Consider the following 16,822-nt stretch of genomic DNA (forward strand, 5'->3'; position numbering starts at 1 on the left):
ATTTTCGGTTAAAGGAGTAGTGGAGTAATCATGGAATTAATGCGATGGGCGATTGAACTAGGAGAATCGGTGCATGGAAATACGTATGAAGAATTGATGCCACTACTAGACTATTATTATGATCGTGATCATTTAAAAGCGTATTGTATCGCAAATCTTCTTTTAAACATGGATGTATTAGATGAACATCGTGAAAGAATCGAATTAAGAAGATGCATCGCTGCTTATTATGCTGGATTATATAAAGTGGCAAGAAAACATGCAAATGAGTTGGTACTTAAACATCCGGATGTAGATTTATATAAAAATAATTTAAAATTAATGGAAGTTTATTTGAATAAAGAATATGATTATTGTCTTTTTATATGCCCGAAGACGTACGGTAGTTTCATAGATGTTGCGCGAGCTTTGAAATGGAGGTTGGAGCAGGAGGGAAATACAGTAATTATATCAGAAACAATACTGGGAAATGTAAAGAATACAGTTATTTTTGGAGCGCATACATACGCTTATAACCCGAATCTCCTTCCGCAAGATGCAATTATTTATAATTTAGAACAGCTATACGAAGGAAGTCCATATGCGCACCCGCTTTATTTAATATTATTAAAAGATAGAGTGATTTGGGATTATAGTAAACAAAATATAGAGTGGCTAAAACAAAAAGGGGTAGGAAAAGAAATAAAACATGTAAAAATGAACTATGCTCCAACTTTGGAAATAAAAAAAGATGCATTTGAAGATGACATTACTGAAGATATTGATATTCTGTTTATAGGTGCTCTTAATCCGAGGCGGCAAGCTATTTTTGATCATCTAAAAGCGATTGCCCCAAATTTAAATATAGTTTTTAAAAATAATGCGTGGGGAATTGTTAGAAATGAATTGATTGCTAGAGCTAAAATTATATTAAATATTCATTTTTACTTATCAGGAATTCTTGAAACACCTCGCGTGTCTTATGCAGTCGCAAATAAGAAATTTATTATTTCCGAAAATAGTAATCCAGAAGATGAGGTAGAGTGGCCGGGAATTGTATTTACTCCGTACGAAAAAATAATTGAAAACGTAATGAAATATATAGAATTACCAGAAGAACGAACAGAATTAGCGGAAAAAGCATATTACCATTTTGAGGCAAATAAAAGCATAGGTACAATAAGTCAGAATGGTGAAACAAAGTAATAGCGCGAAACTCATACGAAAGTATGAGTTCTTTTTTCGTGTATCATACTATTTGATTAAGGAAGTTCCCTCTTTATATTGTGTTTTGTATAGAAATTTCTGATAATATATAAGTAGAATTTGAAAACAAAGGGGAGAATTGTTTATGAAACTAGTCGTTATTAACGGTACACCAAGAAAATTAGGTAGAACTCGCGTTGTGGCAAAATATATTGCAGATCAATTTGAAGGGGAGTTATACGATTTAGCAATAGAGGAATTGCCTTTATATAACGGCGAAGAATCGCAACGTGATTTAGAGGCAGTAAAAAAATTAAAAGCGTTAGTGAAAGCAGCAGACGGTGTAGTACTATGTACACCAGAATATCATAATGCGATGAGCGGAGCGCTGAAAAACTCGTTAGATTACTTAAGTAGTAGTGAGTTTATCCATAAACCTGTCGCATTATTAGCTGTTGCGGGGGGCGGTAAAGGAGGAATTAACGCATTAAATAGTATGCGAACTGTTGCTAGAGGTGTTTACGCAAATGCAATCCCAAAACAAGTAGTGCTTGATGGACTTCACGTACAAGATGGTGAACTTGGAGAAGATGCAAAACCATTAATTCATGATGTAGTTAAAGAATTAAAAGCATATATGAGCGTATATAAAGAGGTGAAAAAACAACTAGGAGTGGAGTGATATGTCCTCGCTTTATCATGATTCTCGCTTGTATTACATTCTAGGAGCCAATAGTTTATCAGCTATTGGTTCCGGGATTGTTATGATTACGATCCCATGGTTGTTAATTAAAGAAGGTGGGGGAGAGACAACGTTTGGTTATGTTTCGATCGTTGCAACCCTCATTATGTTTTTATTAACACCATTCATTGGGCAAAGCATTGATCGTTTTTCAAGAAAATCTTTATTGTTATGTAACGAAGGTATCGGGATAGCCGTTATAGGAATGATGACTATATGGGGATTTGCCGGGCAATCTTATCATTCTATTCATTACATTATTATTTATATAGCAGGGTCATTCTATTATCTATTATTCTATCCTACAATTTTTGCATTTAACCAAGAAATATTTCAAGCAGAACATTATAAAAATTTAAGTGGAACGATGGAGATACAAGGACAGTTAACACAAGTTATTTCAGGAGCAGCTGCGAGTTTTTTAATTGAAATTGTTTCTTTGAAATGGATCTTGTTAGTAGATATGTTAACTTTTGCAGGAGCATTTTTTCTTTTCTTATGTATACCGTACGTAAAGAAAAAAGAAGTGAAACGGAAAGTACCGTTTAAGAAGCAATTGTTCGAAGGAATTCACTTTATGAAAAAGTGTCCTAAGCTTTTTTGGTTTTTACTTGCCACTTATATGCCGTTTATCGGTGTTATGATGGCAAATTATTTAATACCAGTTTATATTTCAGATATACTTAAAGCCAATGCTTCTGTATACGCAGTAGAAGGTATGATGTACGGTGTCGGAGCGGTTATTGCGGGAATCAGTATTCCACTCATAATGAAGTATGTTAAAACAGAAGTTTCAATCGTTTTGACGATGATCATTTATGTAATTTCAATTACCATAATGATCATTGAACCGTCCGTAATGCTGTTATATGGACTAGCGATTTTTCATGCGATTGGAAACGCTGGAACAAGAGTCGCGAGAAATGTATTGATGATGGAGGAAATCCCAAACGAAGTAATGGGACGAGTGGACAGCTTATTTCGCTTAATTGGTACAGGAATACGAATAGTAATATTAATGGTGTTTACAGCAGGTGTATCTAAAGTTGGGGTAATGCTCCCATTTTACCTATTAAGCTGTATATTGATCCTATCATTAGGAATCGCTCTTTACTATGTGATATCACAACGTAAAATCAGAGGGGATGTTCCGAATAAATCACTCGTTTAAAAATTACTTCTGCCTCCCTTTCTTTTTCTATATAATAAAAAGAAAGGGAGTGTTAACTTATTTATGAACAAATGGATATTACTTATAATCTTATTACTACCGCCACTATACATTATTTATATGACGTTTCGAATGAATAAAGTTGCTCGTGAGAAATTGAGTAATCACTCTCCATACGTTCTTATATTAGGTGCAAAGTTATTTGGAGATAGACCGTCTTTATCACTTCAAAACCGTTTGGATGTAGCGTTGGAATATTTATATTCTCACCCTGAGGTGAAAGTAATTGTTTCAGGTGGTCAAGGAGAAGATGAAGATATACCGGAAGCTCACAGTATGAGAAACTATTTAATGGTACACGGTATAGATGAGAGTCGTATTTTAATGGAAGACCGTTCGACAAATACGTATGAAAATTTGAAGTTTAGTATGGATTTATTTGATGTAAAACATGCGGTAGTTGTCAGTAATACGTATCATTTATATCGAACAAAAATAATTGCAAGGCGTTTAGGAATAAAGATGGAGGCATTAGCTGCAGAAACGCCAATGCGTTCTAAGAGAAAAATGTATGTGCGTGAATATGCTGCTATTATGAAAACAATATTGTTCGACCGTTAGAGCTCAAATGTGAGCTCTTTTTTATATAGAAATAATGCGTATCATTTGAAATGAATTCCATATTCCATCAAAATAAAGGAAACAACAATAAAGGAGTTGTATTTGTGATTCAATTTAATCATGTGTCAAAAGCGTATGAAGATGGCACAAAAGCAGTGGATTCATTGCATTTAGAAATTAAAAAAGGAGAATTTTTTGTTCTCATTGGTCCGAGTGGTTGCGGGAAAACAACGACAATGAAGATGATTAATCGTTTGATTGAAACGACAGAAGGTTCAATTTTAATCGATGGAAAAGATATTCAACAATATAATATAAATGAATTACGTTGGAATATAGGATACGTGTTGCAGCAAATTGCTTTATTTCCACATATGACAATCGCTGAAAATATTGCAGTTGTTCCTGAAATGAGAAAATGGAGCAAAAAAGAAATAAAAGCACGTGTCGATGACTTGCTACAGATGGTTGGGCTCGATCCAGATGTATATCGTGATCGTATGCCTGATGAATTGTCAGGAGGGCAAAAACAACGTGTCGGTGTCGTACGGGCATTAGCCGCAAATCCGAAAATTGTTCTTATGGACGAACCATTTAGTGCGTTAGATCCGTTAAGCAGGGAGCAACTTCAGAAGGATATCGTACAACTGCAAAAAAAGATTCAAAAAACGATCGTGTTTGTAACGCACGATATGCAAGAGGCATTATCACTTGGTGATCGCATTTGTGTAATGAGAGCAGGAAAAGTTGTTCAATTAGATACACCTGAAGGTATTATACATAATCCGAAAAATGAGTTTGTTGAGGAGTTCATTGGAAATCGTGGGCGACAATGGTATGAGGGAATAATTATAGAAGATGTAATGCCACTAGACGATCATACACGAATAGAAGGAGCTGCTTTATCTTTACATGCTCCTTTACAAGAAGCACTAGTCCGTTTACAAACTGAAGAATCAGTGCCGGTTGAAAAAGATGGTCAATATGTTGGTATGTTAACAAGTCGTCATATTGTCAATTATATTGTTGAACAAATGAAGGAGAGAGGCTAAACAGTGACTGATTTTATTCAAACGTTCCAAGAAAGAAAAATAGAATTGCTAAGTGCATTAAGTGAGCATTTACAAATATCGCTTATTTCACTATTTTTTGCAGTAATTATTGCAGTGCCACTTGGCATTATATTAACGAGAAAAGAACGAATGGCTGAATTTATAATAGGGACTTCTGCTGTTATGCAGACAGTGCCCTCACTTGCTTTACTTGGACTATTAATTCCGTTAGTAGGAATTGGAAAACTGCCAGCTATAATCGCATTAGTTGTGTATGCACTATTACCTATTTTACGAAATACATATACAGGAATACGGGAATTAGATGAATCACTTATAGAAGCGGCGAGAGCTATGGGGATGAATAGCTGGAAAAGGTTATGGAAGGTAGAGCTTCCGCTCGCGTTGCCAATTATTATGGCTGGTATTCGTACAGCGATGGTATTAATTGTTGGAACGGCTACATTAGCTGCTTTAATAGGTGCTGGTGGGCTCGGTAAGCTCATACTACTCGGAATCGATCGAAATGACCATGCGCTTATCATTTTAGGGGCCGTACCAGCTGCGTTACTCGCTTTATTCTTTGATATAGTACTTCGCATACTTGAGAGTCCCAAACGCTCTTCTAAGCGCGTTATATTGACGATATGTATAGTTGTAGTTATGATTGCTACTCCATTTCTATGGAATACACAAAAGAAAGATATAGTTATTGCTGGAAAACTTGGATCGGAGCCAGAAATTTTAATTCAAATGTACAAACAACTTATTGAACAGGATACAGATTTACAAGTAGAATTAAAGCCGGGTCTTGGGAAAACAGCATTTGTATTTGAAGCGTTAAAATCAGGTGAAGTAGATATATACCCAGAATTTTCAGGAACAGCCTTATCTACTTTCGTGAAAGAAGAACCGAAAAGCACAAATCGTGAGGAAGTATATGAACAAGCTCGCGTTGGAATGGAAAAAAAATATAATATGGTTATGTTAAATCCAATGGAGTATAACAATACATATGCACTAGCGATGCCGAAAAAAATAGCAGATCAAAAGAATATAAATACAATTTCTGATTTAGGAAATATTGCACAGGAAGCTAAAGTAGGATTTACATTAGAATTTGCAGATCGTGAAGATGGTTATAAAGGAATGCAAAAGTTATATAACTATAAGTTTTTAAATGTTAAAACGATGGAACCGAAACTGCGTTATAGTGCAATTCAATCTGGTGATGTGAACGTAATCGATGCATATTCAACGGATAGTGAATTGGAGCAATACGGACTTAAAGTGCTAAAAGATGATAAAGGATTATTCCCACCTTATCAAGGTGCGCCGTTATTAAGAAAAGAGACATTACAAAAATATCCTGAACTTGAAAAAGTATTAAATAAATTAGCTGGAAAGATTACAGATGAAGAAATGCGAAAAATGAATTATGAAGTAAATGTGAATGGTAAAAGTAGTGAAGAAGTAGCGAAACAATTTTTACAAAAAGAGAATTTACTTCGTTAATTTTACAAGAAATATACAATTTTATATGTTTAAAATGACCGCTCATTACAAAATGAGCGGTTTTTTGTGCATACTTATACATTTTTTCAAAAAAGTATTCCATTTTTCTTCATTTTCTTTTAGAATAAGTAATGTTTTCCTGAAAAAATATAAGAGAAACGTCTATTAGAGAAAAAGGTGACTTTAATAGTTGAACGAACATAACACCTAGAATGACAGATGGGGTGGTACAAATAGAAAAGAAGTTAGGGTTTTTTCCGTTAATCGCATTAGTAGTTGGAACGATGGTTGGTGGCGGTGTTTTTAGTTTACCGCATGATTTAGCAGTAGGAGCAAATAGTGGTGCAACGATAATTGGTTGGTGTATTACAGCAATGGGAATGATTCCACTTGCGCTCGTATATCAAACGTTAGCAAGACAAAAACCGGAGCTTGAGGGCGGAATTTATAGTTATGCACGAGCTGGATTCGGTGAATATATTGGTTTTAACAGTGCTTGGGGATACTGGCTGGCAGGGATTTTAGGAAATGTTGCAACAATTATGCTACTGTTTAGTACATTAGGTTACTTCTTCCCAATTTTTAAAGGTGGAAATAATGTTGCGTCAATCGTAGGTGCATCACTTTTACTATGGACATTGCATTTTCTAATTTTATTTGGAATTCGTGAAGCTTCCATTATGAATGTTATTGCAACAGTAGGGAAATTAGTTCCGATCTTATTATTTATTGTCGTAATGGTAACAGCGTTTCGTTGGGATACATTTACACATGATTTTTGGGGAGAAGGAACAATCTCACTTTCCGCTATTCTTGGTCAAGTGAAAAATACAATGCTTGTAACGCTATGGGTGTTCATTGGGGTTGAAGGAGCAGTTGTATTATCAGGAAGAGCAAAAAATAGTAGGGACGTTGGAAAAGCGACAGTACTTGGATTAATTTTAGTTATGTCTATTTATATTTTAATTTCTGTTCTGTCAATGGGAGCAATGACGCGAGGAGAACTTTCCGTTTTAGAAACTCCTTCAATGGGACATGTATTAGAACATGTTGTTGGGCCATGGGGTGCAATGGCAATTAATATTGGATTAGTTGCGTCACTTGTAGGTACATTAATTGGCTGGTTTTTACTTGTTTCGGAAATTTCTCACGTAGCAGGAAAAGATGGCGTGTTTCCGAAGGTCTTTACGAAAACCAATAAAAAGCAAACGCCACACATGGCATTATGGATTTCAAATATCGTTGCTCAAATTATATTTATAATTGTTCTGTTTTCAGAATCGACATATCAAATTATGTATTTTATTGCGTCAACATCAATATTATTACCATATTTATTATCAGCGCTATACCAATTCAAATTAGTAATTACAAATGAACTAAAAGATGCAAAAGTAAAAAATGGCTCGTTAGCTTTAATTGCCTCTATTTATTCTGTATGGCTTATTTATGCAGCGGGTTTAAAGAATTTATTACTCGTTTCAATCGTATATGGAATTGGGATTATCGTTTACATGTTTGCACGAAAAGAAAAAGGGAATCGTTGTTTTGTAGGTATAGAGAGATATGTGATGTGGGCAATTGTTGTCGCAGCTATCACATCACTTTATCTGTTGATAACTGGAACGATAAAAATGTAAAAGTCCTTTTCATTTAAAGGGCTTTTTTCTTTGTGTAGAGAATATTTAATACATAAGATATTCAGGAGGGATGAAAATGGAAGAAAAAGAACAGTTGTCTAGAATAATTGATTTAGCTAGTGAGTTAAGGAAAGTATTAGTACAAGAATCTTTTTTTAATCATCATCCTGAACTAAGGGGAGTAATTGAAAATTTAGCGAGTTCTGTTGAGAATTTAGCGGAGTTGCAGCAAAATAAAGATGAAAACGCTGAGGATCGATTACGATATGTACTGGCTAAAATGAAAATTGCTCACAATGCTATTTTACAAGAGAAAAAAGCATTTCCATCTCATTAATATACGTTTTAATTTTGAACCTGGCGGATAACGTCAGGTTTTTTATTTCTAGTTTTTTTTTTCTTTCATACACTAAGAATAGTATGAAAAAAGAAGGTGATTAAGATGAAATTACATAAAGCTCTTCAGCCAAGTTTTATAAAACGAATGTACTATATGAGGTTTATCGGGAAATTTACAAAAGCAGAGAGAGAGAAGAATGGAGAGAATTTTTTTGTACAATGTCTATCGCCAATACCATCTAATTTACAAGAGCAATTTACAAATGAACATTATATATTTGAAGGGTTATGTAGCAATAAAAAGAATGAAAAGATTTTTTCAGAATTAAAGAAGAAGAAATTAGAAAAGCAATTGGTTATGTTTCGTCTTTATTATGAAAGAGGAAATGTGTACGTGGAGTTAATATGTACAGAAGAACCTAGAGAAATAGCAACTGGCTATAAAATGATTCCAGCACCTAAAGTTGCAGATAATAAAAAAAGAGAGTCTTTAGAACGAAAGCTTTGTAATGGTTATTTATCATTTCTTATGCCGAAATATCCAAAAGACTTTGAGTCTCCTGAATTACTGTGGCATGATGGAAGGTTATATGGAAATATATTGTTAAAGTCATCAATTAGTTCAATCGCGTATTTTGAACAAAATCGAGAATGTAAATATATAGACTTAAGTGACTGGATGAAGCATGTAGAAATTGCGGTAGAAGAGCAATTGTATTTCGTAAGTGATCAAGTGTATGAGCAATTAAAAAAACGAATAACGGAAGAAGGGAAGCTAGTTGAAGTAGAGGATATAAAAGTACACAAGGAAGTATGGGAATGGGATGAGCGTGAATCATCCTTTTTACAGTATGTACAAAGTACGGTGCGTAATAAAGGGATGTATTTGGACGAAACAGATATTTATAATTTTCATATAAGTGTAAAAACAAATATGTTAACGATTCTTGGTGGTATACCGGGAGTTGGAAAATCACGCTTTGTGCAAGCTTATGCAGAGGCACTTGGATTACAGTATGGAGAAGAATTGGTTTGGATTCCGATTTCTCCATCGTATCAAGAACCACATGATTTACTTGGATATCTTCACCCAAATGGTACTTTTATTGAAAGTGAAACAAAGTTAGTTAGAGCGTTAATGAAGGCAAAAGAAAATCAAAATCAATTGTATATAATCGTTTTTGATGAAATGAACATGTCACATATTGAGCATTGGTTTACTCCATTTCTATCTGTTCTTCAACTTGAAAAGGAAAATCGTATTTTGAATTTGTATGAGGGTGCGCAGAAATTAGAAAACCAAATTCCATCAACAATTGAAATTGGAGAAAATATTATCTTTGTAGGTACTGTGAATTTTGATGAAACAACGAAAGAACTCTCTGATCGATTATTAGACCGAACCAATTTAATTACGTTACAAAAAATTCCGTTTTGTGAGATGTGCATGGTACAAGAGAAAGGTGTATTACAACCACCTCTGAAAGTAACAGCGGGAGAATTTCGGATAAATTGGATCAGAAAGAAATCTATGATTGAAGTGTTTTCTGAAGAAGAGTTAGAGCTATTAGATAAGTTGCATGTTGTATTGTCATCACATGATGCGTCAAAGGGAATTTCTTTTCGATGTGCAAATGCAATTGCTATGTATTTGCAAAATATACCATTTCAAAATAATCATTCTTATATGATTAGCAGAGAAGAAGGTTTTGATTTACAAATAAAGCAACGTGTACTGACGAAATTAAGAGGTACTGAAATGATGGTTGGGTCATTACTTTCTGAAGAAGTAAAAAGGGGAGCGACTTTAGTACCTCTTTTGCAATCGCCACTTGCAAACAGAGTCTCTACATTTGAACACTCTTTAGCATATATAAGAGAAAAACGTAGAGAACTGGAGTTGTATGGATATGCGAAATGAAGAGCGGTATGAAACAGAAATCGTTGATACGAATGAAACGCTCCCTTTTGTATTAAAGTTAATCATAGGAACAGAGGCAAAAGGGGAGTATATTTTATTAAATCGTCTTTGCACATCTACTACAGCATTAGTTCAATGTATTTACAAAGTACAAGAATTAAAACCGATAAGATTGCATTACCATTATGAAAGTCCAATGAATATTACTTTCATATGGAATAAAGTGTATGAGGGCCAGAAAAATATAAAAGAGTCACAATACGAAATAAATGAAAAAAAACAAAAGGTACTAATTTATGAACATGGAAAAACGGAATTCTTTTATCCATGGCGATGTGGTTTATATCATTTTGAAGTTCGCATAGAAGACACAACGTATTATGGTGCTTTTCAAATCGTTCCAAAAAATTTTTTTGATGACCAATTTGAAATGATTCAAAACTATGTAAAGTCAATTTTAAATGAGTTGATTTTAGATAGAGGTTATTATAAAAAGACTTTCTCTGCCCTTAGTGATATTGAGGATTCTTCTTATTTAGTAATACTTAGAAAGCTGCCGCAAAAAATGAAAAAGATAAAACAAGTTTTTAAAAAGATTGAATCAAGTTCAAAATTTATACATGAATATAAATGGGAAGTGAAGGAACGGAAGGCAACGAGAAAAGGAACAATAATGGCGGAAAGAAAGTCCTATACGAAATATTATAATCGTAAGTTTATTGAACAAAAAAATAGTAGGGAAAATGCATTTCTTAAATTTAAAGCGATGCAATTTTATCATTATTTACTTGAAGCCGAAAGTTTTTTACGTCAAACAATTGAAATATTAGAAAGAGAAAAAAAGAAAAAATTAGAAGAGTTTGAAGCTGTAAAAACGATTATGCAAACAATTGAGCGTAATGGATCTGTGACTGATAGAGAGAAGCAAAAATATAAAAATATACATTTACTAAAAGAAGCCGATTTACGTAAAAGCTCTGTGAAAATACAAGAATATAAAATATTAGCTCATATTGTACGTGAAAGTGTACAATACTTTAAAACTTTAATATATTCCCCCTTTTGGAGAGAAGTTTCTGAAACGGGTAATATGAACTCATACGATTTACCAATTCCACATCAACAATTACTACAGCATTTAAACTTACTTCCACAATATACAGATCAATCTCCATCTTTATTATTTGTATATAAACCAACGTTTTTAGTGTATGAATATTACGCTTTTTTTATCGTTATTTCCATGCTAGAGCAAATTGGTTTTAAAGCTAGAAATCCCATTCGTGAACAAATACAAGAGCATTTTTATGTAGATGGGTTACAAGATGGGACGACAGTAGTTTTACATCAAGATGATATGAAGGTCCATGTTGCATTTAATGACTTAATTGAAACACATCCCCTTATTGCATTAAGTAAAGGGAGTAACTTTTATAATGGCGAGGATACAAAAAAACCAGATATTCGCTTAGACTGTTATGTAAAGGAAGAAGGGAAATACGTATATAAATCTTCTATTATTATTGAAGTGAAGTATAGCCCAATGTACAATATTTTTCAGCACGTTGGAAATACGAAAGCGACTGAGCAAATGTATAAATACTGGTCTATAAAGTATGTAGAAGAACAGAATGGAAAGCGTGTTTTTCATCGACGGGCAATTTATGAAGTCATTTGTGTATATCCAGGAAGTCATATGCATAGTAAAAAAATTGAATCTGGGTGCGGTGTCTTTTTGCAATTGTATCCATATAAGACGAAACAAGGAGAAGAGAAATTAGCAGGAAAACATGGGATGGTACAAATCTTTGAGAAGTGGTTAAAAAATAATAAGAAGTAAAAGAAATCCTTTTTCATAAAGGATTTTTTTAGATTAAGAAGAATTATATGCTGTATGGAAGTAGGTAGGATGTAATTTAAAAAGTGATACACATAGGTTATTAGAATAACTGTACATGTGAGGTAAAAGACGACGAAGTTGGAATTTAATTCATTTTGCAGAATATAATAAGTCATAAATATTTTTAGTTGCATACGAAGATTTGTTCTTATATGATAGATAGTGAAAGCGTTATCAAAACAGAGCGGCGATGGGAAAGGCGGGGAAATATGTTCCAGCGTGTTCAAACAAAGGAAGAACATTTTTGGTTCGAGCAACTATGGGGAGATTTTTGTGAAGAAAGAAACTTAATGTTCGTAGAACGTAATTTAAATCCAACACGATTTTTATTAATAGAAGATGAGCATCATATAGGTACAGTAGAGTGTATTAAGTATACGGTACCCGAACAATCAAATTCTGAGTTTTTCTATCCGTTTTCTAAAAATGATTTAGTGAAAGATTTGAAAAATGTGTATGAAATAGGCAAGCTAAGTATTGCGAAAACGTCTCGTGGGAGAGGGCATTTCAAAAGGCTAACAGCTATTTTATTTGTGCATGCGTTAGAAACGAAAGCGGAATGGTATATTGCAGCAGTTACAAAAAGAATGTATATGTATCTACTAACACTCGGTTTTCCTATAGAGCCGATAGACAATCCATTTCAGTTTCATGATACTTTACAAGGTGTACCAGTGCGAATTCATGCTCGAAAAGGAGTTACGCATTTGTATTCTTTAAAAGAATTTCGCGATGTGATTCAAGGGAATGCTCATGCACAGGCATTAATCGCGGAATACAGTAAGAATATTATGTTAACAAAATAATTAGAAGTGAATATATATAATATAGAGAATGATATATTAATATGGCAGTATCCTTCATGAAAAAATGACCCTTATTGTTTTAATAAGGGTCTAAAAATCATAATCCAAATATACTAAAAATCATTTTGCGGCGCTTCGGTTTCTTTTCTCTTTCATATGTTGGTTTTGAATCAGGAGTAATATATATGGGCTCTTCTTTTTTGAGGGAAGCTTCTAGCTTTTGGATTCGTTCTAACATTTCCTCCATTTCACGACGGTGTTGCAAAAGTTGGTACGTAACGACATCATTTGCCTTATCTTGCATTTGCTCCTCCATTCGATCTAGCCTTCTTGTAATTGTGTGTAATTGAGTAGCTAATTGTTCAAAGTCATTTGATGATGTGTTTTGAAAAATTGTGTTTACTTGAGTTTTTAATTCTTCAACATCATTTGATGATGTTTTTTGAGTAGGTTGAGAGTTTTGCGAATGCTCAATTTGAGAACGATGGTATTCTAACATTTGATCTACATCATCTTGTTTGAAAATAAAGTGACCATATTTATTTTTTTCTATCGTAAGATTTAATTGTTGTGCAATCCGGACAACAGCCTTGGGGCTAACACCTAACTTTTTTGCGATAAATGGTGTTTTATATTCCAAAATAATCCCTCCTATATATATCCTGTTGAATGATTTCGATCTATGAAGTAAGTTCCCTTCCGGTATGACAAAAGAAGTGTGGAATCGGCAAAGAAAGTGTTTTTTCACGAAATTAAGTTGTGAAGAATATATCGTTTATATAAAAATGATTCATCTTAAGATTTAGAATAATTTGATTTGACGAGGGGAAATGAATTAGATTATCATAATGATAAATATCTTTTTTATGTATGCATATAATATATAAAAAGGTGGTTGCTAATGTAGAATTTTGTTAGAGTATTAGAATGCTTACTTCACTTGAATAAAATTAAGTAGGAGGTGGCTTCCTTGCTTACAATGTAAGTAAGGAAAAGTATTTGGACATATATAGTATAAGTATAGTGATTGTTTTAATTGCCTTAACGGCATTTTTCGTTGCAGCAGAATTTGCAATTGTTAAAGTGAGGAGTTCACGAATTGACAATTTAATTGCAGAGGGAAATAATCGTGCAACTTCTGTCAAAACAGTCATTACAAACTTAGACGAATATTTATCGGCTTGCCAGTTAGGAATAACAGTTACAGCTCTTGGAATTGGGTGGTTTGGTAAACCTGCGCTAAAGCAAATATTTGACACGCTTTTTGCAAATTGGAAAATATCTACTCAGCTCGCAGATATTTTTGCTGTAATTTTAGTATTTTTGTTAATTACTTTTTTACATGTTGTAATAGGGGAATTGGCCCCAAAAACAGTTGCAATTCAAAAATCTGAACAAGTGAGTTTGCTTGTTTCTAAGCCGTTAATTTTCTTTTATCATATTGCATTCCCATTCATTTGGCTATTAAATGGTTCAGCTCGAATCATTACGAAGCTGCTAGGGCTGAAACCGCCGAAAGGGCATGATGAGGTTCATTCGGAAGAAGAATTACGGTTATTAGTTTCAGAAAGTTACAAAAATGGTGAAATTAATCAATCTGAATATAAATATGTAAATAAAATTTTTGAATTTGATGATCGGATTGCAAAAGAAATAATGGTACCTCGAACTGAAATGAATATTATAAGTAAAGAAATGCCCGCTGAAGAAGCTTTGCAAAAAATGTCTCGTGAAAAATATACAAGGTATCCAGTTGTTGATGGTGACAAAGACCACGTAATAGGTTTTGTAAATTTTAAAGATATTTTTACTGAGTTTGTACAGCATAAAGCTGTTAATAAAAAGACAGTAGAGCAATATGTTAGACCAATTATTTTAGTTATTGATTCTATTCCAATTCATGATTTGTTTTTAAAAATGCAAAAAGAAAGAACACATATTGCTATATTGATAGATGAATATGGTGGTACATCTGGACTTGTTACTGTTGAAGATATTTTAGAGGAAATTGTAGGAGATATTCAGGATGAGTTTGATACGGATGAACAGCCAGAAATTCAACAAGTTAGTGAAACAAAGACGATACTAGAGGGAAAAGTACTCGTTAGTGAAGTGAATACGTTATTTGGTCTAGCGATTGATGATGATGGTGTTGATACAATTGGTGGTTGGATATTAACGAAGAATATAGAGATTGCTGAAGAGGATTCCATTGAAATTGAAAATTATAAGTTTTGTGTGAAAGAATTAGACGGGCGCTATATTAAAAGGTTAGAAGTTACAAAAACAGTAGAATCGATTGTCGTTTTAGAAGATGAAAAACAAATTTCTTTACAAGAGCAAATTAGCTCGTAAACTCTGCTATATAGCAGAGTTTTTTTGAGCATAATGTTTTTGGAGGAATACGGGCTATGATACAATTACATAAGTCAGACCTTTCACTAAGTGAAGTATTATTTTATACATATATTTGGAAGGGGAAGAAAGATGAAAAAGCATTTATATATAAATGGAGATTGGAAGTCAGTAAACACGTATAAACCATTATATGCACCATACTCTGAAGAAACGTTAGCGGAAATTGCACAAGGAACGGAAGAAGATGTTCAAGAGGCTGTTACTTCTGCAAAAAATGCAATGAAAAAAATGAATACATTAACAGCATACGATCGGGCAACTATTTTAGAGAAGGTTGCGCAAATAATGGATGAAAGAAGAGAAGAGTTTGCAGAAATTATTGCAAAAGAGGCTGCAAAACCAATACGTGCTGCAAGGGGAGAAGTAGATCGTACTGTTCTAACATATAAATTTGCAGCAGAAGAAGCGAAGCGTATATATGGTGAAACATTGCCACTTGACGCAGCACCTGGTGCAGATGGGCGGATTGCCTATACGATTCGCAAACCAATTGGGGTTATAGGAGCTATTACGCCATTTAACTTTCCGTTAAATTTAGTAGCGCATAAAGTGGGCCCTGCAATTGCTGCCGGAAACACAGTTGTGTTAAAACCAGCTGATCAAACGCCATTATCTTCTTACGCATTAGTTGAATTATTTGAAGAAGCAGGGTTGCCAAAGGGAGCTTTGAATATCATTTCTGGTCCTGGTGCAACTGTTGGCGAGGCAATTGTTAAAAATGATGATGTTGCGTCCATTACTTTTACCGGAAGTCCGAAAGTCGGAATCGGAATAAAGGAAAAGGCTGGATTAAAACGAGTTACGTTGGAATTAGGATCCAATGCTGCCGTTATTATTGATGAAGATGTAGAGTTAACTGATGAGATTATGGAACGCGTGAAATGGGGCGCATTTGTTAATAATGGACAAGTTTGTATTTCGGTACAACGTGTGTTTGTACACGAAAAGAGAATGGATGAATTTCTTTCGAAGCTAAAGAAAGCGATGGAAACTGTTGTTGTTGGTGATCCAATGAATGAGGAAACGGATGTATCAGCTTTAATTTCGAAAAAAGATGTAAAGCGAATTGAAATGTGGGTGCAAGAAGCAATTAAGGAAGGAGCAACTGTTTTATACGGTGGTAAGAAGCGTGATGAAAGAATTTTCGAACCAACTGTATTAACAAATGTTCCAGAGCATGTATCTGTACAGTACCAAGAAGTATTTGGTCCAGTTATGACAGTAAATACATTTAAAGAATTTGATGAGGCGATAGAGAAAGTAAATCATTCACGTTACGGTTTACAAGCAGGCGTATTTACAAATAACTTATTTAAAGCGATGCGTGCAATTGATGAGTTAGAGGTTGGTGGGGTTATGATTAATGATATTCCAACGTTTAGAGTAGATCATATGCCTTACGGTGGTGTGAAAGAAAGTGGCACGGGTCGTGAAGGAATTAAATATGCAATTGAAGAAATGACAGAAATGAAATTAGTGTGTATTAAAAAATAAAGCAAAAGGTACACTTGT

General features: G+C 33.9%; 14 protein-coding genes. 13 read left to right on the top strand and 1 reads right to left on the bottom strand.

All coding sequences use genetic code 11. The annotated features are described in order from the left end of the window. Nucleotides 1-30: 30 nt before the first annotated feature. From ACUN26_RS08055 to ACUN26_RS08105, 11 genes are all read left to right on the top strand, one after another. Nucleotides 31-1,185: a hypothetical protein gene (locus ACUN26_RS08055; RefSeq protein ID WP_000422337.1), complete on the top strand. Its 1,155-nt coding sequence runs from the start codon at nt 31-33 to the stop codon at nt 1,183-1,185. Nucleotides 1,186-1,330: 145 nt separating this feature from the next. Further along, the gene (locus ACUN26_RS08060) at nt 1,331-1,867 is read left to right on the top strand and encodes an NADPH-dependent FMN reductase (protein WP_000780368.1); all 537 of its coding nucleotides are present in this window, start codon (nt 1,331-1,333) and stop codon (nt 1,865-1,867) included. A 1-nt stretch (nt 1,868) separates the two neighbouring features. Continuing rightward, the gene (locus ACUN26_RS08065; protein ID WP_000097149.1) at nt 1,869-3,098 is read left to right on the top strand and encodes an MFS transporter; all 1,230 of its coding nucleotides are present in this window, start codon (nt 1,869-1,871) and stop codon (nt 3,096-3,098) included. Between the two features lie 63 nt (nt 3,099-3,161). Then, on the top strand, nt 3,162-3,719 hold the full coding sequence (locus tag ACUN26_RS08070) for a YdcF family protein (RefSeq protein WP_001045784.1): 558 nt from the start codon (nt 3,162-3,164) through the stop codon (nt 3,717-3,719). 104 nt (nt 3,720-3,823) lie between these two features. Continuing rightward, nucleotides 3,824-4,771: an ABC transporter ATP-binding protein gene (locus tag ACUN26_RS08075; protein ID WP_000614062.1), complete on the top strand. Its 948-nt coding sequence runs from the start codon at nt 3,824-3,826 to the stop codon at nt 4,769-4,771. Nucleotides 4,772-4,774: 3 nt separating this feature from the next. Further along, nucleotides 4,775-6,286, top strand: a complete 1,512-nt coding sequence (locus ACUN26_RS08080) for an ABC transporter permease/substrate-binding protein (RefSeq protein ID WP_000129124.1) — start codon at nt 4,775-4,777, stop codon at nt 6,284-6,286. A gap of 212 nt (nt 6,287-6,498) precedes the next feature. Further along, complete coding sequence (locus ACUN26_RS08085) at nt 6,499-7,926, top strand: basic amino acid/polyamine antiporter (RefSeq protein WP_000129458.1); 1,428 nt, start codon at nt 6,499-6,501, stop codon at nt 7,924-7,926. Between the two features lie 76 nt (nt 7,927-8,002). Continuing rightward, nucleotides 8,003-8,263 carry a hypothetical protein gene (locus ACUN26_RS08090; RefSeq protein WP_000391448.1) on the top strand — a complete coding sequence of 87 codons (261 nt, stop codon included), beginning with the start codon at nt 8,003-8,005 and terminating at the stop codon, nt 8,261-8,263. A 105-nt stretch (nt 8,264-8,368) separates the two neighbouring features. Then, nucleotides 8,369-10,186, top strand: coding sequence for an AAA family ATPase (locus ACUN26_RS08095; RefSeq protein WP_000766165.1), 1,818 nt, complete (start codon nt 8,369-8,371; stop codon nt 10,184-10,186). Beyond that, nucleotides 10,176-12,026, top strand: a complete 1,851-nt coding sequence (locus ACUN26_RS08100; RefSeq protein ID WP_001243340.1) for a hypothetical protein — start codon at nt 10,176-10,178, stop codon at nt 12,024-12,026. Before ACUN26_RS08095 ends, ACUN26_RS08100 begins: the two co-directional genes overlap by 11 nt. A 269-nt stretch (nt 12,027-12,295) precedes the next feature. After that, a complete protein-coding gene (locus ACUN26_RS08105; protein ID WP_000487809.1) occupies nt 12,296-12,892 on the top strand; it encodes a hypothetical protein in 597 nt (198 codons plus the stop codon). Between the two features lie 97 nt (nt 12,893-12,989). On the opposite strand, the gene racA is transcribed toward ACUN26_RS08105, so the two are convergent. Beyond that, a complete protein-coding gene (racA, locus tag ACUN26_RS08110; protein ID WP_000456000.1) occupies nt 12,990-13,532 on the bottom strand; it encodes a chromosome-anchoring protein RacA in 543 nt (180 codons plus the stop codon). 359 nt (nt 13,533-13,891) lie between these two features. Here racA and ACUN26_RS08115 point away from each other — a divergent pair, with 359 nt between their 5' ends. Together ACUN26_RS08115 and ACUN26_RS08120 are read left to right on the top strand one after the other, a co-directional pair. After that, on the top strand, nt 13,892-15,247 hold the full coding sequence (locus ACUN26_RS08115; RefSeq protein ID WP_000356238.1) for a hemolysin family protein: 1,356 nt from the start codon (nt 13,892-13,894) through the stop codon (nt 15,245-15,247). A gap of 132 nt (nt 15,248-15,379) precedes the next feature. Next, nucleotides 15,380-16,804, top strand: coding sequence for an aldehyde dehydrogenase family protein (locus ACUN26_RS08120; RefSeq protein ID WP_000716472.1), 1,425 nt, complete (start codon nt 15,380-15,382; stop codon nt 16,802-16,804). Nucleotides 16,805-16,822: the final 18 nt, after the last annotated feature.

The sequence above is a fragment of the Bacillus sp. WC2503 genome (genome assembly GCF_052682895.1).